The following is a 26,453-nucleotide window of genomic DNA, read 5'->3' on the forward strand; positions in this document are numbered from 1 at the left end:
CCTCAGTGGTGAATCGACAGGTATTGCTGAACGAGCCCGCGCGACAGCAGACCCCAGCCATCCATCGCGACGAACAGCACCAGCTTGACGGGCACGGAAATGGTCACCGGACTCATCATCATCATGCCCAGCGAGAGCAGGATGCTGGAGATCACCAGGTCGACCACCACAAACGGCAGATAGATATAAAAACCGATGGTGAACGCGCTCTTGATTTCGGAGAGGGCGTAGGCCGGCAGCAGGGTCATGATGGACGGGCGGACATCGCCATCGTCGGCATTGGCGGCCGCCGCGCCTTCGGGACGCTGGCCCGCGGCCTTCTCGAAGAAAGCGACCAGATCCGGATCGGAGTATTTCTGCAGATAGCTGCGGTATCCGTCGGTGCCCTGATCGATGAAATTGACGATCGATTGCGCGCTATCGAGCGAGACATTCTGTTGCTGGTAGGTGTTGTACATCTCCTGCCCGATCGGCATCATGATGTAACAGGAAAGCATCAGCGCCACGGCATTGAGCACCATATTGCTCGGCACTTGCTGCAATCCGAGCGCGTTGCGCACGATATTGAAGACAATGGAGAACTTGATGTAGCAGGTACCGGACGCCACCAGGAACGGAAGCAAGGTGGCGAAGCTGATGATGGCGATCAGCGCGAAATCGTTATGCATGGAGTGCTCCAACCGTCAGTTCGGTAATTTCGACGCCCAGACGCCCCTGGATTTCCACCAGTTCGCCGACTCCGATCCGGCAACCGTTGGCCATCAGCTTCACCTGCCGCTCGGCGTCTTCCGGCAAGGTCAGGGCATCGCCCTGGCGCAGGTTCTGCAGCTCGGCCAGCGAACGGGTCTCCGAGTACAGCACGAATTCGAGCTTCACCGGAATCATGCCCACGGGGCTGTCCGGAGTCACCGCGACGGGCTCGCGCGCGGCGGCCGGATCCAGGTGGTCTTCCATTACGACTTCCTTTTCATTGAATGCATAGGTGAACAGCGGCTCGCCATTGGCCAGCATGGTTCTGCCAGGCGAACGGATCATCACGATATCGCCGGGGACGAGGCGCTTGATCGCACCGACCGGCATCTCGCCCGTTCCCACCAGAAAATCCAGCGTTACCGGCAAGTTGGCGGGTAAGGCGCCCGGCGCGGCGGGCAGGCACGACTCGGCCACCGACGTGATCAGCACACGGCCGACCGAGATGCCCACGGCATTACCACCGGAGAACACGGACAGCACGCGGAACGGCTGCGTCGGCAATCCCGCAACCTCGAGGCTGGCGGAACGGGGCAATCGCCGGGCCAGGTTTTCCAGGGTGCCATCGGACAGACCGCGCAGCGATACGCCGGCCAGAACGGGCAAGGCCTCGGCCAGCCAGTCGCCCGCCGGGACGCATCCTTCCCAGGCCGCGCCCTCTTCGCCGCACGAAAACGACAGATAACGCTCGCCGGGATGACAGCGCGACATGACGGCCTCAACGCCCAGCGCCGTCAGGCGCCGGCATGCGGCGTCAAGCGACAGCGATGCTGTGTCATGGCGGCGAAATACGGGACGGCTCATGCTTCTTCCTCATCGTGGCTGTCGTGTTGCCCGGCGGAATGCTGGTCTTGATCATGGCGGGCATGCCCGCCGGAATTTCCGTCGCCCAGTTGCCATTCTCCGGCGACCGTGTGCGGCATCTGCGACGCCAGACGCTGGCCGACCATCGCATCCGAGGGTTCCAGCCGCCAGCGCGCGGCATCCGCATCGCCGCGGATATCGCGGACCGTGACGAAACGGTTGCCCTCCCAGCTTTTAAAGGTGTAGGTCAGGCTGCCATCCGGTTGAACCGGACGGGGCGGCACAACGGGCGCCACGAACGGGCGCGTCATCGGCGGCGCGGCCGGCCGGGTGTTGTCGGCCGGAGCGGGAGCCGCGGCGCGCATGGCGTGGGTCGGCAAGAATCCATTCACCGAAGCGGCGCCCTCGATGTCGCCGGCACGATGCCGGGAGTCGTCCCGGGCGCGCGACCGGTCGGTCAGGCGGCCATCCGTGCCCGGAACCTGCGGGGCACGGTTGCCGGAAGAAACGTCGCGCAATGGGCCGGCCACGATGCCGGCACGGGGCGGGACGCTTCCCCGCGGCGAGGCGTGCGGCGCCTCATGCGACGCCGCGGAGGCGACGCCCCGGTCCACCGGGAGCGCGCGGCCGGCACCCGGCGCGCGTTCCGGCGCGGGCCGTGCAGCGCCGGCCTTGGCGTAGCCCCGCGACACGAGGGCGCTGCCGGCATGCGCGGGCAACGGTGCCGGATGGGCCAAGACCAACCCCTCCAGATTCAGCGCTTCCTCATGGCGCACGGTTTTCTTTTCCGTATGGGCTTTGGCCGGGCCAGACTTGCCTCGCGCATCCCGGCCCTGCGGGGCGGGAGTGCCCCGCGAACGGGCCGCGCCCTGTTTGCCGAGCATTTCTTCCATGCGCGACGTCAGCGAGCGCGCCTCCTCGCCCTGCGCCGGCGTGCGGGTGGCGGGCATCGGGGTTATCGGTTCCATACCGTCCTTTCCTGGGTTTCGGCTTCGTCGGCAAGATCGCGCTTCATGCGCGCCTCCCGCCGTTTGTCCGCCACCCAACGTTGAAATTTGTTTTGCTTGGCCGACCAGTAGCGCAAACGCGCCTGGCACGTCTGCTGTTCCATGGCCAGCCTCGCCTCCTCGCCAAGGAGTGTGTCGGTTTCGAAAAACAATCCCGACAGTTGCGCGCGCAGCACGGCTTCATGCCGGCGCGCTTCGTAAATTCCGGCCCGGTCGAGCACCTGGTTATGCCGGTATTCAGCCAGCAGGAGCGCATTCACCGACGCGATCTGCCGCTCGATGTCGGCGCGGCGCGCCGTCAGGCGCAGCCGCTCGGCTTCGAGCCTGGCGATCTCGCCCTGCGACCGGCGGATATTGAGATCCGCCAGGCGCAACAGGCCGCCGGCCTTACGCCAGGATTCCACTCAGATGCTCCAGGGCGGCGGAGACGGACACCGCTTCGTCGGTGCTCTGGCGCAGAAACGCCATCAGCGGTTCCTTGAGCGCCATCGCCCGGTCGTTGTCATGGTTCTCACCCGGGCGATACTCCCCGAGCTCCACGGTCCATTGCATGTCGTCGAGCCTCGCCAGTACGCGGCGCGCCTCGTCGGCGGCTTCCCGGTGATCAGGCCCGATGATCTGGGTGGCCACGCGGCTCAAGCTCGCGAGCATGTCGATGGCAGGGAAGTGCCCCTGCCCCGCCAGCTTGCGGCTCAAGCGGATGTGGCCGTCCAGGATCGACTTGATCTCCTCGGCGACCGGATCGGGTTCGTCCTCGTTCTCGAGCAGCACGGTGTAAAACGCAGTGATACTGCCGTGCGCGGTATTGCCCGGGCGCTCGAGAAGGGCCGGCAGCGCATCGAACACGGAGGCGGGGTAACCGCGCCGGGCCGGCATTTCACCGGCGGCCAGCGCCACGTCGCGCAATGCGCGGGCGTACCGGGTCAGCGAATCGACGAACAACACGACCCGCCTTCCCTGATCGCGGAAGTATTCGGCCACCGCGGTCGCGACCAGCGCGGCATTGCAGCGATCCACAGAGGCGAAATCGGAGGTCGCGTAGACCAGCACGCAACGGTCGCGATGCGGCGACTGGCGCAGGGTTTCGACGAACTCGGTCACCTCGCGGCCACGCTCGCCGATCAGGCCGATCACGTAGACATCCGCGTCGCTATGATCGATGAGCATGTTCATCAGGGTGGTCTTGCCGCAGCCGGCCGACGCGAAAATCCCGATGCGCTGGCCAACGCCGCAGGTCAGCAGCGAATCGATCGCCCGCACTCCGGTGGCCAGCACATCGCGGATACCCGCGCGCTCGGTGAACGGAGGCGGCAAGGCATCGGCCTCGCGCCGTTCACCGTCCTCTCCCGCGCGGGGTTCGGCAAAGCGCAGCACTTCGCGGCCGGACGGATCCATCACGCTGCCCAGACGCGCATCGGACACCTCCACATCGAGACGCCGGCCGGTCGGAACCAGCACCATCTCGCGCGACAGACCGATGCGGCTGCCCATCAGATTGAGCAGCGTGCCCGCTCCCTGAAACCCGACCACTTGCGCGCGGCCGACAACGCGCGGATCGCTCGCCGAGGCCTGGATTTCGCACAACTCGCCGATCGACACGCCCGGAAGCGGCGCCTCGATCAGCGGTCCGGCGAGCCTCGCCGGGTGTGCAAGCGGTTTGAGCAGCGTTGTCTGGTTCATCGGTTGACGATCTCGTCCATGGCTTCGATGCGCTCGAAGAAACCGTTGAGCACTTCGGAGAAGCGCTGGCTGTCGCTCAGCCACTCTTCTTTCACCAGCGCTTTGTATTCGAGGTATCCCTCGCCGACGGTGAGCACCGGATGGCCGGCGACCATGAAGGCGGACCCACTCATCAGGTGCTGCAAAATCGCGGCGGCGCGGTTGTCGATGGCGGCCGGGTTGTACTCGGCGATGCGCGACCAGATCCAGATACCGTCCTCGTTCGCAGTAACGAACAGGCTCGGGATATCCTTGAAGTCCAGTGCGATGGTCGAGTGACCGTCCAGATCGCCGATCAGCGATTCCGAACAACCGGATTCCGTCAGGGCATCCCTGACCAGACGCGCGATATCGAGGTTATGGCTATACATGGTGCTTTCCTTCTTTAAAGTGTCTTGATGACGTTGACTGAAACGGTGTCGGTGATTTCACCGAAAGACAGCACTTCCAGATCCCGGAAACGGCTTTCGATGAGTTTTTTCAGGAAGCGCCGCACGTCGACCGAGGCCAGCAGGACCAGGTCTTTTTGCGACATCGGCAGATCGGAGAGGCCCGCGGCGACGGTATCCAGAATGTCATCCGTTTCGGCCGGCTCCAGGTTCAGGAAAGTGCCGGTCGCGGTCTGGCGCACACCGCGGCGGATCCGTTCTTCCAACCCGGCGGATACCATCAGCGCGGCAAGCTGGCCGCCATTGGCGAATTTCTGGCAGATATAACGGCCGAGGCTGCCGCGCACCTGTTCGACCAGCGCGATCACATCCTTTTCGCGGGGCGCCCATTGCGCCAGCGCTTCCAGAATCAGCTTCATGTTGCGGATCGAGATTTTTTCCATCAGCAAGCGCTGCAGCACTTCGGCGATGCGCTGCACGGTCGCGTGCCGGTAGGCTTCCTTGACCAGATCCGGATACCCCTTTTCCAGCTGGTCGATCATGTTCTTGGTCTCCTGCACGCCGAAGAACTCGGTAACCGAACGGGACAGCAGATTGGCGAAACACATATACAGTTCGTCTTCGGCACTGCGCAGCGCGTAGCCCATGGCCTGCAGACGCTCCTTGTCGCCGGCGCGGAACCAGAAAGCCGGCGCGCTCTCCATGCTCTGGATGTCCTGCACGTATTCGAGGCCAAGATGCGCGATTTCGTCATTGGCGTTGATCACCCGGCTCATGCCGAAATGCACGGGCAGCTCGTCCGCGCGCACTTCATTGATCAGCACCACGCAGCGGTTCGTCGTGGTGGACGCGGTATAGCGCAGCACGATCTCGGGCAGGCGCACGCCATAGTCGAGGAAGTACTGGCTGCGCAGCCGCTCGGCCAGGCGCAGGGATTCGGCCTCGGCTCTGCGGCTGTCGTGCAGCACCAGCATCAGGGGCACGGTCTGGGCCGAGAGCGAGTCAAGGTCGGTGATGATGCGGCCGCCGTCATCGTTCAGCGGGTCGGCCGCGGCCTGATCCGCCGAAGCGGCGCCGCTCCCCTCGGTCTTGCGGGAGGCGCGCAGGCGATGCAGATACAGACCGCCCAGCAGCGCCGACAGGATCACGAAAACCGGCAGCGGGAAACCCGGCAAAAAGCCGATGGAGAGCGCCAGGATCGCGGTCACCAGCAAGGTGAACGAGTTGCCGAGCAACTGGCCCATGATGCTTTGGCCGAGGTTCTTCTCCTCTCCGTTGACGCGGGTCACAATGAAACCCGCGCTGATGGCGATCAGGAGCGCGGGAATCTGCGCGACCAGGCCGTCACCGATGGTCAGGATGGTGTAGGTGGACAGCGCGGTCGACATGTCCATGCCGTGCTGCACCATGCCGATGGAAATGCCGCCGATGAAGTTGACGAAAATCACGATGATCCCGGCGATGGCATCGCCCTTGATGAACTTCATCGCGCCATCGAAGGAACCGTACAACTGGCTCTCCTGCTCGAGGGTCTTGCGCCGTTCGCGCGCGCCGTCGGCGTCGATGGTGCCGGCCTTCAGATCCGCGTCGATGCTCATCTGCTTGCCGGGCATCCCGTCCAGAGAGAAACGCGCGGCGACTTCGGCCACCCGCTCGGAACCCTTGGTGATCACGATGAACTGCACCACGGTCACGATGGCGAAGATCACGAACCCTACCGCCAGGTTGTCGCCGATGACGAACTGGCCGAAGCTGGAAATGATTTCTCCGGCGTTCGCTTCGATCAGGATCAGCCGGCTGGTGCTGATGGACAGCGCCAGGCGGAACAGCGTGGTGATCAGCAGCACCGAGGGAAAGGTCGAGAAGCCGAGAATGCGTTCGATGTAGAACGACCCCATGAACACCAGAAGCGCGATGGTGATGTTCAGGCCGATCAGGAAATCCACCAGAAATGTCGGCAACGGAATGATCAGCATGGCGATGATGGTCACCACCAACAGCAGGATCAAGAGTTCCGGCCGGGATTTGATATGTTGCAAAAAGCGATTCATCGCTGGCCTCCGTGCGTCATGCGACGCTCGCGTTGTTCATGGTCAAAAGCTTCCGAGGCCCGTTCCAGCAGGAAGTCGAGGGCCGCATCACGCCCGCCGTCTCCGGCAAACAGTATTCCCGGCACGGCGGAAAGGTGACGAAGGAGCGCCTGCAGGGCTTCCGAGCGTTCGGCCGCGCGGCACAGGGGCAAACGGTCACCGATGGCCAGATCGAGCGCTTCGCCGATCTCGTCCGGGTACTGCAGCGCCCCCAGCAGAAAAGCCACCCAGTCGCCTTCGCTGTCGTTCAGATCCCGCAACCGGCCCGTGGCGAGCGCCCGTCCGACAAACAGCTGGTCGGCCGAACTGAGCACGCGCAAGGTGCCGATGCGAGCGAGCAGCGGAAAGAATTCGAGACGATGGCAGCTCGGATCGAGCGCGTTCATGTCCGCGATCAGCGCGTCGCCGACAAAACGCAGCACCCGGTCGCGCGCCTCGACGCCATACATGACGATCCAGGCTTCGTAGCTGGGCACACCGCTATCGTCGTTCTCGAGAAACTGCCGGTAGGTTTCGCGCAGCAGCCGGGCATCGACCTTCAGCTTCGAACCGAACAGGCGGGCCTTCAGACCGCAGTTGATGCCGGCCTTCAGGCGGCGCGGATCCGCCTGCTGTTCGATCTGGTCATGCAACTGGCGCAGCCGGCGGCGAACCACTTCCTTGATGCCCTTGCGGCGCATCAGCTCGCGCAGCACGAGAATCAGGTCGCTGTCGTCCGAAAACATCTTTCTGGCCTCCTGGAACAGGCGCTCGAACGGCACCTCCTCCAGTTCGGCCAGCGCCTGCAGCTGCCTGGCGCCGTCCGACGCGCCGTCCTCGAGCACGCGGTCGAAATTGCCCTGCGGAAAATCCGACCGCTCGTCCTTCAGGCGGTCGCGGAATCGCCGGCCCATCGCCGCGTAGAGCTCGGATCCGTCCTGTGCGGACACCTCCTGGAACAGCATGGCTTCCAGGGCGGAGTCATTGACGGCCAGTTGCTCCGGCGCATCGCCCTCTGCGACCGGGCGGCGGCCCGACTCGTCGCCGAGCGTCTCCAGGGGACGCGGCTGAGGGAAAGCGATCCCGTTACGGATTTGCATGCGAGGCTCCGGACAGAACGCGCTTCACTTTGTCCATGCGGGCATCGGCGGGCAGATTCACCGAGGAGGCGAGGTCCGCGCCCAGACCGCTGGCGGACGGGTCGAGCCCGGCCGAACTGTCGATGACACGAGGTTCGATCAGGAATACCCGCACGGCGTTGGAACGGTTTTTCCGGGTGGTGCGGAACAGCCCGCCGACCCAGGGAATATCGCCCAGCAGCGGAATCTTGCTCTGCCCGTCCGAGGCCTGGTCGACCGTGTAACCGCCCACCAGCAGACTCTTGCCCTTGGGCACCCGCGCCACGGTGTTGATCGTGGTACGGTTCACCGCCGGCAGACCATCGACCGTATCGCCGCTGGTGCCGTCGTCGTTGCCATCCTCGATGTTCAGGCGCATTTCGATGGCCTTGTCGTTATCGGCGAAACGCGGCAGCACATCGATCATGGTGCCGAAGGTGTAGTGGTCGAGATTGGCGGTACGCTCTCCGGTAACCTTGGTGTAAATGGTGCGGTTGTTGTCGAATACCGCGGGCACATTTTCCTGGGTGAGCACCACCGGACGGGAAACGATCTGCGCATTGCCCTTCTGGCTCAAAGCCTGCACGCGGGCCAGGAATGTGGCGCCATCGAGCGTGCTGGTCGGTACGTTGTCGCCGAAACTCACGCCCAGCTTGCCGCCGATGCCCACGCTGCCCTGCCAGTCCACGCCCAGTTGATCGAGGTCCTGCTTATCGATATCGATGATCCACAGCGACAATTCGACCTGACGCTTGGGTATATCCAGCGCCGCCACCAAGTTCTCCACGAAGCGCACGGCCTCGGGCGTGCCTTTGACCAGCAGGCTGTTGGTGCTCGGATAGGCCACGACACTGACCGGCACCATCCCGTCGACTTCCGGTTGCGCGTTCTGGCCGGCGGCGCCGGGCAAAGCGGCATTGGCCGAAGGCGCGAGCGCCGCGCGCAGTCTGGAGATGGAGTCGGACAGATCGGTGGGCTGGTTCGCCGCGTCGGCCGTGGGGGGAGCCGGCTTGGTGTCGGCCGGCGCGCTTTGCCGGACCGAGGTATCCAGACGGGTTTTGCCGCTGGTCAGCAGGCTCTGGATCGCCGTTGCCATGCCGGGCAGCACCACACTTTGGCCGCGCACCGGGTACGTCCGGTCGGAAACGAAGGTGTTGTGCAGGTGAATGACCGCGACTTTTTCCCGGGTCGAGCTATCGTGCTGGACATCCTTGTCCATGAAGGACGCCAGGTTGCTCACCAGGTCGACATACATGGGCGGACCGGAGATATAGAACACGCCGGTCATCGGATCGCCCTTGACGGGAAAGCGCTTGTCGTAGAGGCCGGATTTTTTCAGGAAATCGGTGAAGGCGCCCAGCGACAGCTGATGCAGCGCCACGACCGCGTTCTTGACCTCCTGGGCGTCGTAAACATAAATGGACTGCCCATCGTAGTACCAGACCAGGCCCATTTCCCGGGATACCCGCTCGAGCAGCCCCTGCGGGTCGGACAGGTCGAACTTGCCGGAAATGGACTTGCGCTCGGCACGGTTGCTGATCACGACAGGCTTGTGCAGCCGGGCGGAAATCGCATCGAAAAAGGCGCGCAGGCCCTGGTTGGTCGCCACATAGCCTTGCGCGGCGGGCTTGGCCTGCGCGACGGCGTCGGCCGCCACCGCGGCGCCCTGCGGCGCGGCCATGACGGCGGAAGGCGTGATCGACAGAATCATCAGCAGGCAAATCGCCCGGTTTTTCCAGTGGGTCATTGCGTCGAATCCAAAGGTAGCGAGGTGATATCCGTCAATGAACGCGGCGAAACGCCCAGACGGTTCTTGATCTCGGTGGAAAAGTGGGACGACGAGGCATAGCCGTACTTGAGGGCCACGTCGGTGAGAGTCATGCGATGCTCGACGACTTCGAGCAGGGAACGCGCGATGCGCCAGCCCTTCAGTTCGGACTTGGCATTGTTGCCGAGCGCCTGCTTGCAGATCCGGCGGAAGTGCGAATACGATAGGCCGTACTGCTCGCCCAGTTCGCCGAGGCTCGCTCCGGCGAGTTTGTCCGAGGCGGTGATCAGGTAGCGCACCAGCCAGTAGGCTTCCGTGCGGCGCAAGAGCGCGAGAAAGGGATCGAGCGCGCGATCGTTTTCCAGGGTGCGGCCGAGAAACCAGAACTCGATATGGCGGCGGTCGCTGTCCAGCGCGAGATCCACCGGCAGATTCAAAAACGGCGAATTGTCCGGATCCTGCGCTGAGGAAAGGTTGCGGGCCTCATCCAGAAACGACAGCAGCTTGACGAAGAACACTTCGTTGAGCACCGTGACGTCGGCCTCGCCGGATTCGACGCGCCACTCCCCGGAACGCGCGCACATCAATCGCGTATCGCCAGCGGCGAGCACTTGCGGGATATCGCCGGACGGCGAGGACAGCACGATGGTCGCCGGCCCGCCGCATGCGCGAGCCAACAGCACGGACAGCGCGGCATTGTGAATCGGGCTGTCCGGGCCCACCCGCCTTTGCGGCAACTTGATCAGCAAATCATCGGAAAACATACATCACCTGGCTGGGGAGAAACATTCATGGCGCACAGATTAGCGGGGCGATGTCATTGAATCCTGATGCAATTCTGATGAAATGGAAGAATTTCATGGATAAACCGGATACCTTGCCGACGGAGTGCTTTCCGGACTTCGGCAACAATACGCTGGTCAATCTGATGAGCCGGCTGGGACGCGCGGCCGGCGCGCCGACGCCCTATGCCGAGCTGGCCCACCCCGCGCTCGCGGATATCGAAACTGGGAATCACATCGTATTGCTGGTGATCGACGGTCTGGGCGTGGCGCAGCTGGAAGCCCTGGACTCGGCGCCGACGCTGTCGCGCCATCTGGCGGGCTCGATCCGTTCGGTCTTCCCCGCCACCACCAGCACGGCCATCACCTCGCTGATGACAGGGGAAACCCCGGCGATGCACGGACTGACAGGGTGGCACACCTACTGCGCCGACACCGGCCAGATCGTCATGCCGCTGCCTCTTGGCGTGCGCCACCCCCACCCGCCGCTCGAAACGGACCCTGCTGTATTGGCAGGCGCGCTGTATGCGGCCCCTTCCCTGTTCTCCCGCATGACGCGCGCCGCGACCGTGCATCAGCCGGTGTTTCTCGCCCATTCGCCCTACAGTCTTCATCACTCGGGCACGGCACGGCGCGTGCCGTGGAAAACCCTGCGCGACCTCGTCGATCATCTGCTGGAAGCATGCCGCACCGCGGAGCCGGGATTTCATTACGCGTATATCCCGCAGCTGGATACCGTGATGCACGAGCACGGGCCGGCCAGTTCAGAAGCGCGCGACTGCCTGGCGGCCATCGACACGGCGTTCGCCGCCCTCGCCGCCGGCAAGCCGGCCGGAGCCACGCTGATCGTCACCGCCGATCACGGTTTTGTCGACGCGCCGCCCGAGCGGCGCATCGATATCGCCGCTTACCCGGAGTTGGCCGGCGAGCTGCGCCTGCCGTTATCGGGCGAGCCGCGGGCGGTGTTCTGTCATGTCAGGGAAGGACGCGCCGACGCTTTCTTGCACGCGGCGCGGGAACGACTCGGCCATGCGGCGTGGTGCGTGCCGAGCGGGGAATTGATGCGGGCGGGGGTGTTCGGACCGGGCGAGCCGCACCCCCGCCTCGCCTCGAGGATCGGGGATGTCACGCTGCTGCTCAGGGAAGAATGGACACTGGGGGATACCTTGCCGCACGAGAAGCCCTACCGGCTCAGGGGCATGCACGGCGGAATCAGCGATGCGGAAACGCGCATCCCGCTGATCGTCGCTTAAGTATTTGCCGATCCAGGCATAACGGACTCGTCACATTGCGTTGGATTAGCCAGCTTCACCCAATCGTCTGAGCCGAGAGCATCGGCCAATTCCAGTCCATCCCGGTCAAAATACGCTCTGGAGACTTTGCCGTCGAACAACTCGGGATGGCGCTGCACCGAGCGGATTTCTGAATAGGTAATCGGCTCGTGTCCGGTTTGAAAGCGGCGCAGGTTCTCCTGCCAGGGTTTTTGCCGTATCGACTCCATATCCATTTTTCCGGGACTGGCATCGTTCCAGGCGAAAACAATTTCCGCACCTTGTTTGGCGAAAAATTCCAGGCCCAACTTGCTGGAGTTACGGAAGAAATGCTTAATGAACAACTCCGACAAATCCAGCATTTCATGGGGCGTCAGGTTGAGAGAGTCCAGAATGGCGTTCACATCGCCGGCATTATTGCAGCCCAGGGGTCCCACCAAATCCAGCAAGCGATTGACCAGGCTTTCGGTATGGCAGTCACCGCTGGTATTCTTCAGCACAAAACTGGTCACCACACCGGGGCGATCCGCGGGCGGTACGGCGGCCAATAAGGAGTGGAGTCGTGCAAACGGGTCTAATCGCTGGTGATTAGCGCCCAGATAGGCCACCCAAGCCTTGAGGATGGGAGCGGTCGGTTGCGCCACGCGCGAGGCCAGCTCGCCTGAGGCGGCGGCGCTGATATGCCCGCTGAACGCCTGGATTAACGAACGTGGCGACTCGCCATCCTGGCTGTCCGCGCGGCTGTAATGAACGATCCCGAGCTGATGGTTATAAACAGCGATGGAAGCGATATTGCTCATATCCAGCCGGTTCATCATGAAACGGCCCAGTTGAACCTGCGCGTGACTCAGGCCATACACGGCCACCGCTTGTCCCTTGCGGGCCGGAGAGGTGTAAACCTCTCCGTTCGCTACCCGGTACAGCAGAGAATTGAAACGGGCCAGCGGCGGAATCGGCCCGCGGACCGGCTGAGGCCGGTCCGGGGAGACGTTATGGCGATGAACCCTCTCCAAGGACTGATGCAGGGTAAGCTGTACTTGCGCGGAAGGGGCGGAGGCGGGCGACGCCGCCATTTTGCATGATGCTACTTGCATGGGATATTGACCGAGTGAAATACGTTAACCCCGCCACTATTGCCCAAACAGACGGTATTAACTTTCAAAAAATACTTACGGCGGCCCCGTTTCCCTGCCCGCGGCTACGCACGCGACTCGCTCCCACATCATTGCCAAGCACCCCATGCCTGCCAGATTGGCACACATCTTGACGGCCTCGCAGAGTTAAAATATGCGGTGACCACCATGTGGTGATTTCCGCGGGCTCCGGCTCGATGCACCACCGTGCATGAGAATGCTGTCGACGAATACATTCTCACTTCCCGCCGAACCGGCGCTTTTCCGCCGCGAAATCGAGCGGCCCGGAAGGGCGGGAGCGGTCCTCATCGGTCAGAAGCTCAGCCGGAGGAAACCAGGCCACCTCGAACAGCAGCCCGTCCGGATCGCGGCCGTACACACTCTTGTGAACGCCATGGTCTTCTTCCATGCCCAGGATGCCAAGACGCGCCAGCTCGTCGCGGATACGCTCCAGTTCGGCCAGCGAATCCACCTCCCAGGCGAGATGATACAGGCCGGCGGCGGGCTCGTTCGGCCCCGGCGCCTCGCCGTTCGGGCTGAACGGACCGGAGCGCTGCTGGCCGAGGTTCCTGCGGAACAGCGCCAGATCGTGGTCATTGTCCGAGCCGGCCGCGCGCGCGAAAACCGCCTCGGCCGATGCGCCGGATTTGGCTTGAAACCCCAGCACTTCGGAATAAAAACGCCGACTCCTGTCGACGTCGCTGACATACAGCACGGCATGATTCAGACGGGTGATTCCCATTGGATGGTCTCCACAAGACAACACAGCCCCGATTCGCGTCCGCTCGCGTCCGGCGGATCGGGGCGACGGCCAAGACTCAGCGTTCCTTCAGCCAGGTTTCGAAAAATCGCAGCGTATGACCGATTTCGAGCACCCGGTTGTCACGCTTTTGCGTGCCGTGTCCCTCGTCGGCGAACAGGATCAGTTCGGACCGCACCCCACGGCTTCTGGCCGCTTCGTACATCTGCACGGCCTCTCCCACCGGCACGCGCGGATCCGATGCTCCCTGGATAATCATCAGCGGCGCCTTCAGACGATCCGTGTAGGTCACCGGTGACAGTTTGACCAGTGCCTCCCGGTTTTTTTGCAGATCGCCATATTCGGCCATGCGATTGGCGCGCCGGTACGGGGCGGTGTTCTGCAGAAACGTCACCAGATTGGCCATGCCGACGTTGGACACACCGGCATCGTAAGCCCCGGCGAACATCGTCATCGCCAGCATGGTCGAATAGCCGCCGTAACTGCCGCCAAGCACGCCCACCCGCGGCGCCTTGCCGTTGGCGCCCCAGTTGGCGCGGATATGGCGCGCGGCATCCTCGATATCGGTCACCACATCAAGGCGTTTGGCGCCGTCGTCGCTATGCAGCCAGGTTTTGCCATAGCCCGCCGAGCCGCGCACGTTCGGCTCCACGAAAATGAAACCGGCGTCGACAAACATCTGGGCGTAAGCAGAAAAGCCCGGCCTGGATTGGGACTCGGGCCCTCCATGAAAATACACCAGCACCGGGCAGGGAGCAGGGGAACAGCGGGCCGGACGGCGCACGAACATCGGGATGCGCGCACCGTCGCGAGCGGGGTAGGACTCGAGCGTCGCGCGAGCGAAGCCGCCGGTGGCGATCTCGGGACTCGAGGGCAGCACCCATTGCACGGTCTTGCCGGTTTTCCAGTCGAACACGAAACTGGTGGGCGGCGCGGTCGTGCGCGACACCATCAGCACGCGATAGCGGCCGTCCCGGGTACCGCTGCCGACGGTGACACTGTCCGCTTCCTTGAAAGCCGGCAGGCCAAGGGGTTTGCCGGTCCGCGCATCGAGCGCATAGGAACGGGTATACCCGCCCTCATTGACTTCGTAATAAAGCTTCTGGCGTGGAGTATCGAGTGTGAACGCGCTCACATTCCACTTGATGTCCGGGGTAATCGGCGTGAAAACGCCGGCTGTCCAGCGATAAAGCCGATGAAATTCGCCGAACTTGTCGGTGCGGACGATCAACTCGCCAGCCGGTCCATACAAGGCGGTGTAATCGACGCCCTCCCCCTGGCCGAACAGCGGTGTCAGGGTTTTGCCGGCGGGATCGTATTCGAAGATTTCGTTGTTGCTGTTGCTTAGCGCATTGGCCAGCAGCAGCTTGCCGTCCGGCCGATGGTCCATGACCTCCCACGATCCCGGCTCCGAGAACAGCCGTTCGGTCCGGGCGCCGGCCAGCTCATAACGGTAAAGCGTATACCGGTCGGGCTGTTCATCATTGGACCGGTAATAGACGTAACGCCCATCATCGCTGAGAAACTCGAACAGTGTGCGGATGCCATTCTTGTGCTGGATAACGTTCAGTTCGCCGCCGGAGGCTGGTTGCAGATAGAGGCCGGGATTTTCTTCGCCATTGCGGTCCCGGCTGATGACAAGCCATTTGCCGTCAGGGGTTATCGCGTCAAGCGCCGCCGTATCCGTTCCGCCGGTCATCTGCACGGGAAAGCCCTGCGGACCATCGATGCGCCAGATCTGGTTGACACCGGTCACACGCCAGGTGAAGAACAGGGATTTGCCGTCGGGCGACAAGGCGCCGCTGCCGGGGGAACGCAAATCCAGATAGCGCTGAATCTTGCCCGACAGCGCCGGGTCGAGCGCCTTGGGACGGAACTGTTCCAGGGTTTCCTTGCTGATGCTGGCGACCCCCAGTCCACTGTAACCCGCGGCCATCGCCGCGCCGCACTGGGCCAGGACCAGAATGGCCAGGATGCGCTGTTTCATGAGTCGTTTCTCTCTCGGATTTAGTATGCAAAGCAGATTGATTTTTACATATTTTTCAGCAAAACAGTATTCATAATGGAAAAACGCACAGGATGATCAGGTGGCGGTTCGGCGCCTCGAACGGGGTGCCGGAAATGCAAAAAGCCAGGCTTTTCAGCCTGGCTTTCGGTATCAGGTGGTGGAGATAAGCGGGATCGAACCGCTGACCTCTTGCATGCCATGCAAGCGCTCTCCCAGCTGAGCTATACCCCCACATGCCACTCCGGAAACAAATTTCCGGAAGAGGTGCGTAGAATACCCGCGCACCACGCCCCTGTCAAGCCCCTTGGGGGCGCCAGGCAAAATCGAATTCATGGCCCGCGCAAGCGGCATCGATCTGCACCTTGCCGTCGGCACGGTAGCGCAGCTCCATGCTCGGGCTCGCCCGATTGACCAGTCTCGCGCCCGACCACCGCCAAAGCTGCCGGGGCGAATCCGTGCATGCCTGCATCAGCGCCACCCCACGCGGCTGCAGGGTCCCGGTCAGGCAGAATCCCGGCAAGGCGTCATTGACGAATCGCCCATCGGGCGCAAGACGCCAGTTTTGCCACTGGCCGCCGTTGCACGCGCTCATCGCCAGATAACGGGTATCGCCGAAGGGGCCGTAGGTTCTGGCCTCAAGACAACGGTCTCCTGCCAGACTGGTGACGGCGCCGGATCTTGCGGCGGAGTCCGCCGAACGCGTGGTTTTCGGTGCCGCCTTAACGACCGTGCGGACCGCCTGCGGATAGAGTTTCGCCAGGCCCAGCACATCGCCTCGCGACAGGACGGCCACTCCACGACGCACCCCAGAGGACGAGCTGCGGCTGATCGCGCCCTGGGCCGCCGTGTAGTGCATCACCGATGCCAGATCGTACGGCGCCACGGCCTCGTAATGGCCGGGACTGCGTTTGTACCAGGAAACGCCCGAGGCATCGATGCCCGGGGCCAAGGTGATATGGTCATCCCGGTCGGCGCGCTGGTGCTCGTGCAGTAGCCCCGCCGCATGACCCATTTCGTGCAGGTTCGAGCGCAAGGACGTCATGCAGGTGGCCGTCATGCGGATTTCCTGGACACCCCCCATGCGCCCAATCCGGGAACTGCACTCGGAGCCGGAGCCCACGAGCACGTAATCGCGCTCCGTGGTGCGCGGTACGAAACGGATGCCGGCCTGGCGCTGATACTGGCCGGCCGCCCGGCGGAACACGTCGCGCCCCTCTTCCGGATAGTCTTCCGCGAACACGTACGGAATCCTGGCCTGCGGCCATACAAGCGGATGCCGCGCGATCAAGGCCCGGCGACGGCGGGAGGACGCGCCGGTTTCCGTCTCCTGGCGCACGCGCAGGTCCGGCATGCCATCGCGCTCGACCTCCTCCCACGTGCCAAGATCGATGTCCTCGAACAACGCCCGTCCGTCGATCACCCGGACATCGACCTGACGGCTGCCATCCGCCATCCAGACCCGCTCAACCGTTTCGGCCGCCGCGATCGGCATACTGACAGCGCATCCTGCCCATACACAAAGAAAACTCTGTAAATAACTCATCCTGTTCGTCGCCATTCGGAAAGAAAACGGCAACTTTACTGAATGCCCCGCCCCAGGAATAACCGGCGCCCTTCCGAATCGGATGGCGGATTTTTCCGGGCGGGGCCGTACCTCCACAGTCAGCGCATCGCCAGCGGACCTTCGCAGCGCACGGTGGCGGAGCGGGCCGCCGGGTTGTAATCGCCGGCTTCGCACAGAGTCGCCATGAAGTTGTTGGGGCCCGCGCGATAAAGCAGATCCAGCGCCGCGTCCAGCCGCGAAGCGGCTTGCGCGCGCGCGGCCACGTCATCGCCCGACGTCAGGACCAGGTTTCCCCTGCATTCGAAACGGCGGGTCAGATTGGCCGGCGTCATCGCCATTTCCGTGCAGCCGAGCGAGAGGACCCGGCCCAACGCCGCGCCGATATCGGACACCCGGTTCATTTGCCATCGGTCAGGCTCGACCCAATCGCGGCCCAGCACCGTCGAGGTATCGTCAAGTGCCCCGCCCCGATACAGCGCCACCTGATCGTCCACATAGCCCTTGAACGATGCCTCGCGCCCGGCATCGCCGCCCAGCCGCGTCACCCGAGCGTCGAAACTTGCCGCGTCGCCGCGCCGTACGGCTTTCATCAGCCCGATCAGCTCGGCGGGCTCGCGCCGATAGAGGTAATAGAACCAGAGCGCCGAATGGTTATAGAAGTTGAACCCGCTATCGTAAGAAGAACGCATGATGTCCGCCGGACGGGAAAAGTCATCAGGCCAGCCCTGCGCCACCGGGCGGACGATGTGCCCTCGGACCTTGATACCGTCCCGCAACGTGCTCCACGTCAGAAACTCGGCCAGCCCCTCGTCGAACCAGGGCATTCTCAGCGCATCGCTGTAAAACGGCGGATCTCCCCACATCCCCGGCATCATGAAACGGCCGGCCAGATAGTGCACATACTCGTGCCGCACCAACTCCTCGAGCGTCAGGTAACTCTCCTGGGGCACTTGGCGCTGATAGGTGTAAAACGTGCCTTTGGGCTCGATATAAATCCCCCCGTTATTGGTCGACAGATTGTTCAGGAACGGCTGGTAGGCCTGGTAATCTCCCGGCGACGCGTAGATGACCATCTTCAACACCGGGTTCGGATCACCCGGCACCGGCGATGTCTCGCCGTTAAGCCGCATGAACTGGCTGCGCACCGCTTTCATCGCGTAGTACAACTGCTGGACATCAGCCTTGCCAAGCGCGGTCTGGAACTCCAGCGCCCCGTTGTCGAACACCCAGCGATTCGGAAAGAGTTTTGCCGACACCTCGTCGCGTGCCGTGCACAGACCGTAGCGCTGGCAGGGTATTTTCCCCATGTTTTCGAAGTCGTAGACGATTTCCACCCACTCGGGCGACAGGCGCGGTGTGGCGGCGAGCCGGGCGGCCAACCGGCTCTCCACCGCGGCGGCGGTGCGCGGGTATTTCAGGAAACGCCCGGTCTCGCGCAAGGTATTGCGGTAAAGCCGGGTATCGCTGAACACCCCGGGTCCGGCATCGACCAACCGGTAAAGATGGCCGAGCAAATCATTCAGATCGCCCCGATCGATCCGGGATGCGAAATCGTCGGCGTAATGCAGGTTGTACAACGCGATTTGCAGCGGCAATACGCCGTCCTCGGCCCAGTGGCCACGCGCGGCAAGGGTGTAGTTCCTGAAAAACCGCCCGATGAGTGGCAGCGCGAGGTCGGTGTTGCGCACAGAATCGATCAGGATGAGCGTTTCCGAGGCCACGCCGCGCGCGTCGGTATTGCGCAGCCAGCCCTCCTGCGTGCCATTGTCTTCCGCTCCCGCGCGCCACAGCGCCGAATTGGCCAACAGCGTGTCGACCGCCCGCAGTACCGCGGCGTCGGACTGCGACAGGGGACCGACCTTGTCCGGCGCGTTGTACTGCAGGTAATACGCCGCTTTCAGGTACACCGCGAGCGGCCACAGGCCATTGGCGGTGTGACCGTCCCAACTGGCGGCGAGCCGGTTAGCCCGTTCGGCCACCAGGCCCACATTCGCCGGTGCGAAGGCGTGCCAGCTCACGGCATTGGACTGAAACAGCCGGTTAACGCACGGGCCGTCCACGGTCACAAGATAATCGACCAGATCGGCGCCGGCGAGGCCGCCAAGCTTGCCTTCGTCGCAGTCGGCATAGTGCGGCACCGGATACGCGCCGGCGCGCCCGGGACGAGAAAGATCGAGCGCGCGCGCTTCGGCGCCGCGCGGCCCGTCCGTCAAGTTTCCGGTCGGCGGCACACCGAACGGATACGAAGGCATCCGCCCGAGCACAGGCGAGTGCGCCGACGCGGGCAGCGCCGGAGCCTGGGGCGAACGTTCGGAACGGACGGCCGGGACAGCGGCGGTTTTCGGATTATCGCGAACAACGCAGGAAGACAACAGAAACAGAATGGCAACGGACAAAACCGCGCCCCGTTTCAACGAACACAGCCTTGATGTCATGGCGTCTCCTTGTCATGCGGGTTTGATGATCCGGCCGAAGCCGGTGAACCGAGCATCACGATAGCCATAACGCCATGCCATTTTCCAATATGGATTTAAATAATATATCGAATTGATTTATTATTTTTACAAATAATCAGAGCGGGCGAACGGGCTGTCGGAACGCTGAATAACCAGACAGGACAAGGAACCACGGGAGGCGGGAACCTGGGGAGACGTGGGCGGACAGCTTCGCGAAGATGATTGGCGCCTGTCCGGAGGGCCGGGCCCAAACAGGTACAGTGTGGAGAAAACGCCGACGCAGCATCGCCGCGCCGGCGCAGGAGAACGTTTCAGGGAAACAACATGTGACCGAGCTTCGCGGCCTTGGTGTCGAGGTAACGGTCGTTGAACGGATTGCGACCGACCATCAATGGCACGCGCTCCACCACATTGATGCCGACATTGCGCAAGGTATCGATCTTGCGCGGATTATTGGTCATCACCCTCACGCCGGTGATGCCCAGCAGGGCAAGCATGCCGCGCGCCACGGAAAAATTGCGCATGTCGGCAGGAAAGCCCAGTTGCTCGTTGGCCTCAACGGTATCCGCGCCGGCATCCTGCAGCTTGTACGCGCGAATCTTGTTGATCAGGCCGATACCGCGACCTTCCTGGCGCAGATACAGCAGCGCACCGCGTCCTTCGCGGGCGATCGCCTCGAGAGCGGCCTCCAGCTGGAACCCGCAGTCGCAGCGCAGGGAAAACAGCGCATCGCCGGTCAGGCATTCCGAGTGCAGACGCACCAGGGCCGGCGCGCCGTCGTCGAACGAGCCCATGGTCAGCATCACATGCTCCTTGCCGGAATGTTCCTCGAAACCATGCATGTCGAATACCCCCCAGCGGGTGGGCAACTTGCAGGTTGCCACGTGCTTGACCGGCACGTCGGTAGTCCCTTGCAGCAAGGGTTTGTCTGCAGCCATTATCGAAAATCCTTATCGGCCTTCGTCCGCCTCCGCGTCATCCCCGCCGGGAATGGGCAGTGCGGCGAAGGGTGTCGCCAGAACGAGCGCCAGGCCGGCGAGCCAGGCCTGCCGCTCCGGAGTGAAAAATGCGGTTTCGGACGACTCGGCATCCAGAATGCCGAGCACCCTGCCTTCGCTGTCGAGAACCGGCAGGCACACTTCGCTGCGAACCCGGGGATCGCACTCGTAGTACCCGCCTCCCGATGACCGCCACGCCTCGACATCGTCGATCACCACCCCCCAGCCTGTCAGGCCGACCCGGCTGTTGTTGCTGATCTGGGCGAACGCTTCCGTCAGGGGGAACTCGGCACGGCTCGGCACACCGGTGTAGGCAAGCTTGACGAGTTTGCGGTCCTCACCCTCGCCTGCGCGCACATACACGCCAAGCCAGTCGGCGCCGACCTTGTCATTGGCGGACTCGACCACCGCGGCGAGGTCGCGCAAGGCACGCGCCGCCTCTTCGCTGCGGCCGCCGAACAGCCAGGACAGATCGTAGGGCTCGGGTGCCAGTTCATCGAACAGCGAGCAGCTTCCCTCCGGTCCGAGCACGGGAACAGGGTATCGGAAAATATCTGTGCTTGGTGGCGATTTTTCAACCTCGAGAACGGCATTGAGAGTCATTACCGCAATCTGAACGTCGACCAACTCGATTGCGAGGGCCTGTTCCCGAAGATAGTCAGCGAGCTGATTGACAGCTATCATCATTTATTCCTCATAATTACCATATCGCAAATGGGGCGATAGATGCCATGAACATTCCGGCATGCCTCCCCATTATCCAATGTATCGTTCGTTACCTCGTCAAACTGACCAACCACTGACGCCGTCTCGCTCCCCACTCTCCATCCCGCTCCAGAATTGTGGGAAAAGCGGCAGGCCGGATGCGATCGAGTCCGAATCGGGCTAAAGATGACGGGTAAAACGGCTTGATATTGCCTTTCAGGCTGGCCGCGCAATCCTCGCCTCACCTACAATCGTGGGCAAGTTCCTCACAGCGACAGGGAACATGCCGGAAGGCCGCGCCCCTGCGACACGGCAAGAACAGCGAACATGCGAGCCGAACCGGTCCATGACGGACGATGAATCGGATACCTTCGCGCGAAAGAACATGCGCCGGAGCTGTACGCGGACAACACCGGCAGCCGGTGATATCGGTCTTTGGCGCGGCGCAGTCGGGATGCACGGTAACGGCTTGGTCGCGGAACGCCGGTAACGGTAAAAACAGGCCACGGCTCCCGCCATGACAGGGAACGCACGCATGTCATCGGGACCGGGTGAAAACGGGCAATGCGGGACGGGGTTTACCCTCCTTCGGAAGAAAACAGCCAACGCCGCCACCGCCTGGCCCACCATCCGCGTCGTTGACGATTCTCCGGTACGTGTTCGCATTTCACACGGTGGATTATCGCATGGAAGTGGAACGGTCTCCCAACAAGTTGACGATTAGATCGCTCAGTACCGGCTTGGCCTGATCGGGACGAATCGTTCCATCGCCAACGGGAACACGAGGAACTCACGCAAAATGAAGATCCTCCTGCGCAAGTGCGCCGCCTTGCCGGCGCCAACACGGATGTTCGCGTGTATCGCCATACTGACCGTCCTCACGGTCACGCCGCTGGCCGCATGGGCCATCCTCCCCCATCCCCTCCCTCCGGACCCCCCCTCCACGCTTTTCCGATATGATGACAGGGGGCCGGACGTGATATTCCGTCAAGGCTTCCATTCGGCGGGCCGCGACACCGACCTGCTGAACCATGTGCTGGGCATCAGCATGTACCGGGTCCTGGCCGGTGGCGCGCCCCAGCAAAGAGGCAGCGCGTTCATCGCCACCACGGCCAGGGAATCCGTGGTGCGAAGAATGGCGAGAGGCCGGTTGCAACCCGCTCCCGGCGACACCGCCGAACGGCGGGTGTGGATCTACACGATACGCGCCACCGAACGTTTTTTCGGAGTGATCAGGAGCCTGCAGCGGGCGATGGAGCGGATGGAGGGCTGCGAAATAACGGATCGGCTCCAGGCGCGGCTGATCTCGCTCGATGCCGGCTTGAATACCGCAAGGACCGAGTCCGAGTGGGTCGCCTATCGTTACGTGCCGCCATCGCTGATCTCCCATGCCACGCAGTACCGGTTGGCGGTCGGAGGCCAGGACATCGAGGAAATCCCGGGTTCCCGCATCGACAACCCCGGATTCATTCACGCGAATACCCATGGCAATACCACGCCATGGCTCATCCGGACACTGCCGAACCCTCTCACCGCAATCGCCTACCGGGTTCATAACCAAGCCAACGCAGCCACCATGGACTTGCTGGACAGGCTGCGCAATGCGACATTCGGTTTGCAATTTTGCGGAGTCCCGGTACAGAGAAACAGGCAAGAGCGCACGGCCGACGATACGGAGCCGCCTTCGGACGCCCGGATCGCCATGGACATCGCACCGATCATCGAGGCCGTCCTTAACGGCGAATTGCACGATCAAGGCAATCCGCGTCCTTGCGAATTACCGCAACTGCAGCCTCTCGCCAGCCATGCGCCGCAGCACGGCAACGGCACATGCGAAACGCCCGAACCGGTCACCATGACAAAACTGCCACTCGGTTATGCATGGGTTGATGAACGCCTTGTTCCGACCGCAGTGAAGTGGGCATCGTGGAGCAAAGACGATCTGCATGGCAAAAAGAACTGGCCGGTGCACTGTAACATCGATCCTGGCCGCGCCGTGTCAGGCATCCTGCGCGTGACATGCGACGCGAAAGCGGTTTTCAGTGATTTTGTCGTGCAGCTGGACGCGGAGTGGGGACCGCATCGCGTCAACACTACGTTTCGAGGCAAGACAGGAACGGAGGGCATCGCGCTGAGCGCGGAGCAGATCCCGCTCGCTAGCCCGCTTCGTCCTGCCCGCGTGTTGGCCGATGTGGCGCGAGGACATCCGGGAAGACAGGCGCAATTGATTCGTGAGGTATTCGATACCCGTGAATGGCATTCATCCATCATCGTGGCACCGGTCTACACGCCGACGGAAGATCCTCACCCGATAGAGTGGATACATGAAGAGCTTTAAGCTTCGAATGGGACCCCCGGCGTCATGGCGGCTCTGTTTGGAACGGTCCTCCTCATGCACCGGGCCATCGCCAACCTTATTCCAACATCCCGATAAAATTGTTTATCATAATCCTTTGCATCATGAAAATCCTGCCGAGCCACGGCGATGCCTTGACCGGCTATCGCCATGGCCGGGATACGATTCCGTGAGCAAGGCTGAAACCACAGCACGGACAGGACAAGACGGATTGTGACGACGATACTGACGGTGCGCGCCGGATCCGGCGCATTGCGCCATCTGCGAGACAACGGCCTGCGGGCCGGCGATATCGCCATCCTGCCCGGCGCGGCGGGCGGCCCCAAGGCGATCGGCATGACAGGACTGGACAAGGCGGTATTCGGCTGGCTCGCCAGCGCCCCGGCCGAACGCGAACTCATCGGCGCCTCCATCGGCGGCTGGCGTTTCGCCTGCGCGATGCAGGACGATCCCGCGGCGGCGCTCGACCGGCTGGCGCAACGCTATACCGACGAAGAATACGGGGACGGACTGGATCCGGCATCCATCACGCGCCAGACCCGGCGCATGCTGGACGACATACTGGGCCCGGACGGCTACGAGCGGCTGCTGACGCACCCGCACTACCGGCTCACCCTCCTTCTGGCCGCGGCGCGCGGCCTCGCCCGCAGCGAAAAACGGCCGCTGCTCCTTGGCGGACTCGCGCTCGCGGCCACCCTGAACAGCGTATCGCGTCCGCTGATCCGTCATGTGTTCACCCGGGTGTTGTGCCACGACCCGAAAAGCTCGCTGGGCTTCCTGCCCGGCGATGCGATACCGACTCGCACTGTCGAACTGGGCCGGCACAACATCGCGGCCGCGCTGATGGGAACGGTGGCGATCCCCGGCGTGCTGGAGGGCACCGCCTTGCCGGGAGCCCCGGAGGGGGTCTATCGCGACGGGGGCCTCACCGACTACCATATCGACTTCCCGTATGTGCGCCAGCCTGGCATCGCGCTTTATCCCCATTTCACCGACCGCATCGTGCCGGGCTGGTTCGACAAGTTCCTGCCCTGGCGCAAGGCCGACGCAGGGCGGCAAGCCAACACCCTCCTGGTCTGTCCCTCCCGGGAATACCTCGCCCGGCTCCCCGGCGGCAAGCTCCCAGACCGCTCCGACTTCCAGCGCTACGGCACCGATCACGCGGCGCGCCGCAAGGCCTGGCGCGAGGCCACACGGGAAAGCGAACGGCTGGGCGACGCCTTTCTCGAACTGGTCGGCTCGGGCCGGCTCGCCGACGTCGCCGTTCCGCTTTAGTGCCGCGATTCCCGCGCGGCGGCGACGATATCGAACTCGAACAGTTCGTTGGCGTCGTCCTCGTCGAACACGTAGCGCTGGTGGCAGAAATCGCAGGCGATTTCCACGCTGCCCTGCTCGAGAAGCACTTCGCCGACCTCCTGCCCGCCCAGCATCTTCAGCATGTCCCCAACGCGTTCACGGCTGCAGGTGCAGGCGAAGGCCACCGTCTCCTCGTCGAACAGGCGCAATGTTTCCTCATGGAACAGGCGATGCAGCAAGGTCGCCGCGTCCAGCTCCAGCAGCTCGTCGGACGCCAGCGTCGACGCGAGCGCCTTGGCGCGCGGCCAGCCGTCCGGATCGCCGTGCCCGTCCGGCAGCCGCTGCAGCAGCATGCCGCCGGCGGCGGCGTCGCTGGAAGACAGGATCAGACGGGTTTCAAGCTGCTCGGAGCGCAGCATGTAGTTTTCCAGCATGGCGGCAACCGTGTCGCCATCCAGGGCGACGATCCCCTGCCAGGTCTGCGCCTTCTCGATGCGTGGCTCGAGGGTCAGAACGAAACGGGCGTTTTCGCCGATCAGCTCGCGCAGCGGCACATCGGGAATGTCGCCGTCCCATTTGGCGGTCGCGCGCACCGTGCGGTCGTGATTGCACTCGGCCACGGCAAGACGCAGCGCGCCTGTGCCATGGATCTGCAGAATCAGGCTGCCGTCGAACTTCAGGTTGGCGGCCATCAGCACCGACGCCGCCATCATTTCGCCCAGCACACTCCGGATCGCATCCGGATAGGCCCGGCGGTCAAGCACATGCCGCCAGGCATCGGAAAGGCTCACCACGGCGCCCCGCACCGGGGCTTCCTCGAAAACAAAACGCTGCAATATATCAGTCATAGTTCCATCTTTGCGGTATCGTCCAGGGCCAGCCCGACGGAATACATCGTCATCGGCAACGACGAATTGACATCGAACTCACACCCGGCTTTCACGCCGATTTCGGCGATTTCGCGGGCGGACAGGTTCTGCTCCCAAGCCACGTGCATGGCGCCCATGGCGAACTTGCGCCCGGAGCCGATCGCCCAGAAACGCGAGAACTCATAGACCTCGCGCATTGGATAAACACCGAAAATCCCGTGCGGATTGGCGACCAGCACCATCATCTGGCTGGACTCGTAAGGATCGTCTTCCTCATCTTCGGGCCGAAGGTAAAAATGTTCCTTGAGCTTCGGGTGCAGTTTGCAGAACGTGTCGAACAGGCCCCGGCGGCTGGAGAGATCCTTCTTTTTCAGACTTTTGAGCGCGGATTGCAAGACCAGGTCGTGAGCCGCCGAGCCGGAGATGGCGAAGTAGCTGTCTTCATGCATGAAAATCTTGTCGTGAAAACGGTCATAACCCGCCAGCAGTTTCTGATCGTCGCCGAATGTCGTCTGACAATCGGCCGCGATCGCGATCTGATCGTTCTTGCGTACTACCACGATGGTCGTCATGGGAGCGCTCCCCCTGTCCGAAAAGGCAAAGTTTGGGATTATCGCAGAAAAACCAAGTG

22 protein-coding genes and 1 tRNA gene are annotated in these 26,453 nt (G+C 63.0%); 3 read left to right on the forward strand and 20 right to left on the reverse strand.

Features of this window, described 5'->3' with window-relative positions:
- Nucleotides 1-2: 2 nt before the first annotated feature.
- The 10 genes from JNO50_RS13170 to JNO50_RS13215 are packed head-to-tail and all read right to left on the reverse strand — an operon-like array spanning nucleotide 3 to nucleotide 10,388.
- Nucleotides 3-668: an EscR/YscR/HrcR family type III secretion system export apparatus protein gene (locus JNO50_RS13170; protein ID WP_189535723.1), complete on the reverse strand. Its 666-nt coding sequence runs from the start codon at nucleotides 666-668 to the stop codon at nucleotides 3-5.
- The gene (locus JNO50_RS13175) at nucleotides 661-1,554 is read right to left on the reverse strand and encodes a FliM/FliN family flagellar motor switch protein (protein ID WP_189535726.1); all 894 of its coding nucleotides are present in this window, start codon (nucleotides 1,552-1,554) and stop codon (nucleotides 661-663) included. The genes JNO50_RS13170 and JNO50_RS13175 overlap by 8 nt, the downstream gene beginning before the upstream one ends.
- A complete protein-coding gene (locus tag JNO50_RS13180; protein WP_189535728.1) occupies nucleotides 1,551-2,522 on the reverse strand; it encodes a SpaN/EivJ family type III secretion system needle length determinant in 972 nt (323 codons plus the stop codon). Before JNO50_RS13180 ends, JNO50_RS13175 begins: the two co-directional genes overlap by 4 nt.
- The gene (locus tag JNO50_RS13185; RefSeq protein WP_189535729.1) at nucleotides 2,510-2,965 is read right to left on the reverse strand and encodes a hypothetical protein; all 456 of its coding nucleotides are present in this window, start codon (nucleotides 2,963-2,965) and stop codon (nucleotides 2,510-2,512) included. Before JNO50_RS13185 ends, JNO50_RS13180 begins: the two co-directional genes overlap by 13 nt.
- On the reverse strand, nucleotides 2,949-4,241 hold the full coding sequence (gene sctN, locus JNO50_RS13190) for a type III secretion system ATPase SctN (RefSeq protein WP_189535731.1): 1,293 nt from the start codon (nucleotides 4,239-4,241) through the stop codon (nucleotides 2,949-2,951). The genes JNO50_RS13185 and sctN overlap by 17 nt, the downstream gene beginning before the upstream one ends.
- On the reverse strand, nucleotides 4,238-4,651 hold the full coding sequence (locus JNO50_RS13195; protein ID WP_189535733.1) for an InvB/SpaK family type III secretion system chaperone: 414 nt from the start codon (nucleotides 4,649-4,651) through the stop codon (nucleotides 4,238-4,240). The genes sctN and JNO50_RS13195 overlap by 4 nt, the downstream gene beginning before the upstream one ends.
- Before the next feature lie 14 nt (nucleotides 4,652-4,665).
- Nucleotides 4,666-6,720: an EscV/YscV/HrcV family type III secretion system export apparatus protein gene (locus JNO50_RS13200; protein ID WP_189535735.1), complete on the reverse strand. Its 2,055-nt coding sequence runs from the start codon at nucleotides 6,718-6,720 to the stop codon at nucleotides 4,666-4,668.
- Nucleotides 6,717-7,838: a type III secretion system gatekeeper subunit SctW gene (gene sctW, locus JNO50_RS13205; RefSeq protein ID WP_189535738.1), complete on the reverse strand. Its 1,122-nt coding sequence runs from the start codon at nucleotides 7,836-7,838 to the stop codon at nucleotides 6,717-6,719. Before sctW ends, JNO50_RS13200 begins: the two co-directional genes overlap by 4 nt.
- The gene (sctC, locus tag JNO50_RS13210) at nucleotides 7,825-9,603 is read right to left on the reverse strand and encodes a type III secretion system outer membrane ring subunit SctC (RefSeq protein ID WP_189535740.1); all 1,779 of its coding nucleotides are present in this window, start codon (nucleotides 9,601-9,603) and stop codon (nucleotides 7,825-7,827) included. The genes sctW and sctC overlap by 14 nt, the downstream gene beginning before the upstream one ends.
- Nucleotides 9,600-10,388, reverse strand: coding sequence for an AraC family transcriptional regulator (locus tag JNO50_RS13215; RefSeq protein WP_189535741.1), 789 nt, complete (start codon nucleotides 10,386-10,388; stop codon nucleotides 9,600-9,602). Before JNO50_RS13215 ends, sctC begins: the two co-directional genes overlap by 4 nt.
- Before the next feature lie 95 nt (nucleotides 10,389-10,483).
- On the opposite strand from JNO50_RS13215, the gene JNO50_RS13220 reads away from it, so the two are divergent.
- Entirely contained in the window at nucleotides 10,484-11,659 is a 1,176-nt protein-coding gene (locus JNO50_RS13220) for an alkaline phosphatase family protein (protein WP_189535743.1), read from the forward strand.
- Here JNO50_RS13220 and JNO50_RS13225 read toward each other — a convergent pair.
- The 8 genes from JNO50_RS13225 to JNO50_RS13260 all read right to left on the reverse strand — a co-directional run bounded on the left by JNO50_RS13225 (nucleotide 11,656) and on the right by JNO50_RS13260 (nucleotide 21,199).
- Complete coding sequence (locus JNO50_RS13225; protein ID WP_189535745.1) at nucleotides 11,656-12,750, reverse strand: hypothetical protein; 1,095 nt, start codon at nucleotides 12,748-12,750, stop codon at nucleotides 11,656-11,658. The two genes, JNO50_RS13220 and JNO50_RS13225, sit on opposite strands and share 4 nt — an antisense overlap.
- 298 nt (nucleotides 12,751-13,048) lie before the next feature.
- The gene (locus JNO50_RS13230) at nucleotides 13,049-13,552 is read right to left on the reverse strand and encodes a VOC family protein (RefSeq protein WP_189535748.1); all 504 of its coding nucleotides are present in this window, start codon (nucleotides 13,550-13,552) and stop codon (nucleotides 13,049-13,051) included.
- Nucleotides 13,553-13,628: 76 nt separating this feature from the next.
- Nucleotides 13,629-15,557 (reverse strand): S9 family peptidase, encoded by a 1,929-nt coding sequence (locus tag JNO50_RS13235; RefSeq protein WP_189535750.1) that lies wholly within the window; start codon nucleotides 15,555-15,557, stop codon nucleotides 13,629-13,631.
- A 176-nt stretch (nucleotides 15,558-15,733) separates the two neighbouring features.
- A tRNA-Ala gene (locus JNO50_RS13240) sits at nucleotides 15,734-15,809 on the reverse strand.
- A 64-nt stretch (nucleotides 15,810-15,873) separates the two neighbouring features.
- Nucleotides 15,874-17,070: a M12 family metallopeptidase gene (locus JNO50_RS13245; RefSeq protein WP_189535752.1), complete on the reverse strand. Its 1,197-nt coding sequence runs from the start codon at nucleotides 17,068-17,070 to the stop codon at nucleotides 15,874-15,876.
- 170 nt (nucleotides 17,071-17,240) lie between these two features.
- Nucleotides 17,241-19,577, reverse strand: coding sequence for a collagenase (locus JNO50_RS13250; protein WP_189535753.1), 2,337 nt, complete (start codon nucleotides 19,575-19,577; stop codon nucleotides 17,241-17,243).
- Between the two features lie 332 nt (nucleotides 19,578-19,909).
- Nucleotides 19,910-20,536, reverse strand: a complete 627-nt coding sequence (gene ribA, locus JNO50_RS13255; RefSeq protein ID WP_215796379.1) for a GTP cyclohydrolase II — start codon at nucleotides 20,534-20,536, stop codon at nucleotides 19,910-19,912.
- Between the two features lie 12 nt (nucleotides 20,537-20,548).
- Complete coding sequence (locus JNO50_RS13260) at nucleotides 20,549-21,199, reverse strand: GAF domain-containing protein (RefSeq protein WP_229804827.1); 651 nt, start codon at nucleotides 21,197-21,199, stop codon at nucleotides 20,549-20,551.
- Between the two features lie 901 nt (nucleotides 21,200-22,100).
- Between JNO50_RS13260 and JNO50_RS13265 the strand changes: the two genes are divergently transcribed.
- Nucleotides 22,101-23,639: a hypothetical protein gene (locus JNO50_RS13265; RefSeq protein WP_189535756.1), complete on the forward strand. Its 1,539-nt coding sequence runs from the start codon at nucleotides 22,101-22,103 to the stop codon at nucleotides 23,637-23,639.
- A 231-nt stretch (nucleotides 23,640-23,870) separates the two neighbouring features.
- Nucleotides 23,871-24,932, forward strand: coding sequence for a hypothetical protein (locus JNO50_RS13270; RefSeq protein WP_229804829.1), 1,062 nt, complete (start codon nucleotides 23,871-23,873; stop codon nucleotides 24,930-24,932).
- Here JNO50_RS13270 and hslO read toward each other — a convergent pair.
- Nucleotides 24,929-25,801: an Hsp33 family molecular chaperone HslO gene (hslO, locus tag JNO50_RS13275; RefSeq protein ID WP_189535758.1), complete on the reverse strand. Its 873-nt coding sequence runs from the start codon at nucleotides 25,799-25,801 to the stop codon at nucleotides 24,929-24,931. The genes JNO50_RS13270 and hslO overlap by 4 nt on opposite strands.
- Nucleotides 25,798-26,394 (reverse strand): Ntn hydrolase family protein, encoded by a 597-nt coding sequence (locus JNO50_RS13280; protein WP_189535760.1) that lies wholly within the window; start codon nucleotides 26,392-26,394, stop codon nucleotides 25,798-25,800. The genes hslO and JNO50_RS13280 overlap by 4 nt, the downstream gene beginning before the upstream one ends.
- Between the last annotated feature and the right edge of the window lie 59 nt (nucleotides 26,395-26,453).

The organism is Paludibacterium paludis (genome assembly GCF_018802605.1).
GTDB lineage: Bacteria > Pseudomonadota > Gammaproteobacteria > Burkholderiales > Chromobacteriaceae > Paludibacterium > Paludibacterium paludis.

Bases quoted from the DNA above. Each gene is read 5' to 3' on its own strand.
- sctW (WP_189535738.1), bottom strand. From the start codon at position 7,838: ATGCAAATCCGTAACGGGATCGCTTTCCCTCAGCCGCGTCCCCTGGAG.
- JNO50_RS13230 (WP_189535748.1), bottom strand. From the start codon at position 13,552: ATGGGAATCACCCGTCTGAATCATGCCGTGCTGTATGTCAGCGACGTC.
- JNO50_RS13215 (WP_189535741.1), bottom strand. From the start codon at position 10,388: ATGTTTTCCGATGATTTGCTGATCAAGTTGCCGCAAAGGCGGGTGGGC.
- JNO50_RS13265 (WP_189535756.1), top strand. From the start codon at position 22,101: ATGAAGATCCTCCTGCGCAAGTGCGCCGCCTTGCCGGCGCCAACACGG.
- JNO50_RS13175 (WP_189535726.1), bottom strand. From the start codon at position 1,554: ATGAGCCGTCCCGTATTTCGCCGCCATGACACAGCATCGCTGTCGCTT.
- JNO50_RS13280 (WP_189535760.1), bottom strand. From the start codon at position 26,394: ATGACGACCATCGTGGTAGTACGCAAGAACGATCAGATCGCGATCGCG.
- JNO50_RS13250 (WP_189535753.1), bottom strand. From the start codon at position 19,577: ATGACATCAAGGCTGTGTTCGTTGAAACGGGGCGCGGTTTTGTCCGTT.
- JNO50_RS13235 (WP_189535750.1), bottom strand. From the start codon at position 15,557: ATGAAACAGCGCATCCTGGCCATTCTGGTCCTGGCCCAGTGCGGCGCG.
- JNO50_RS13200 (WP_189535735.1), bottom strand. From the start codon at position 6,720: ATGAATCGCTTTTTGCAACATATCAAATCCCGGCCGGAACTCTTGATC.
- JNO50_RS13170 (WP_189535723.1), bottom strand. From the start codon at position 668: ATGCATAACGATTTCGCGCTGATCGCCATCATCAGCTTCGCCACCTTG.
- JNO50_RS13260 (WP_229804827.1), bottom strand. From the start codon at position 21,199: ATGACTCTCAATGCCGTTCTCGAGGTTGAAAAATCGCCACCAAGCACA.
- sctN (WP_189535731.1), bottom strand. From the start codon at position 4,241: ATGAACCAGACAACGCTGCTCAAACCGCTTGCACACCCGGCGAGGCTC.
- JNO50_RS13225 (WP_189535745.1), bottom strand. From the start codon at position 12,750: ATGGCGGCGTCGCCCGCCTCCGCCCCTTCCGCGCAAGTACAGCTTACC.
- JNO50_RS13180 (WP_189535728.1), bottom strand. From the start codon at position 2,522: ATGGAACCGATAACCCCGATGCCCGCCACCCGCACGCCGGCGCAGGGC.
- sctC (WP_189535740.1), bottom strand. From the start codon at position 9,603: ATGACCCACTGGAAAAACCGGGCGATTTGCCTGCTGATGATTCTGTCG.
- ribA (WP_215796379.1), bottom strand. From the start codon at position 20,536: ATGGCTGCAGACAAACCCTTGCTGCAAGGGACTACCGACGTGCCGGTC.
- JNO50_RS13195 (WP_189535733.1), bottom strand. From the start codon at position 4,651: ATGTATAGCCATAACCTCGATATCGCGCGTCTGGTCAGGGATGCCCTG.
- JNO50_RS13220 (WP_189535743.1), top strand. From the start codon at position 10,484: ATGGATAAACCGGATACCTTGCCGACGGAGTGCTTTCCGGACTTCGGC.
- hslO (WP_189535758.1), bottom strand. From the start codon at position 25,801: ATGACTGATATATTGCAGCGTTTTGTTTTCGAGGAAGCCCCGGTGCGG.
- JNO50_RS13245 (WP_189535752.1), bottom strand. From the start codon at position 17,070: ATGCCGATCGCGGCGGCCGAAACGGTTGAGCGGGTCTGGATGGCGGAT.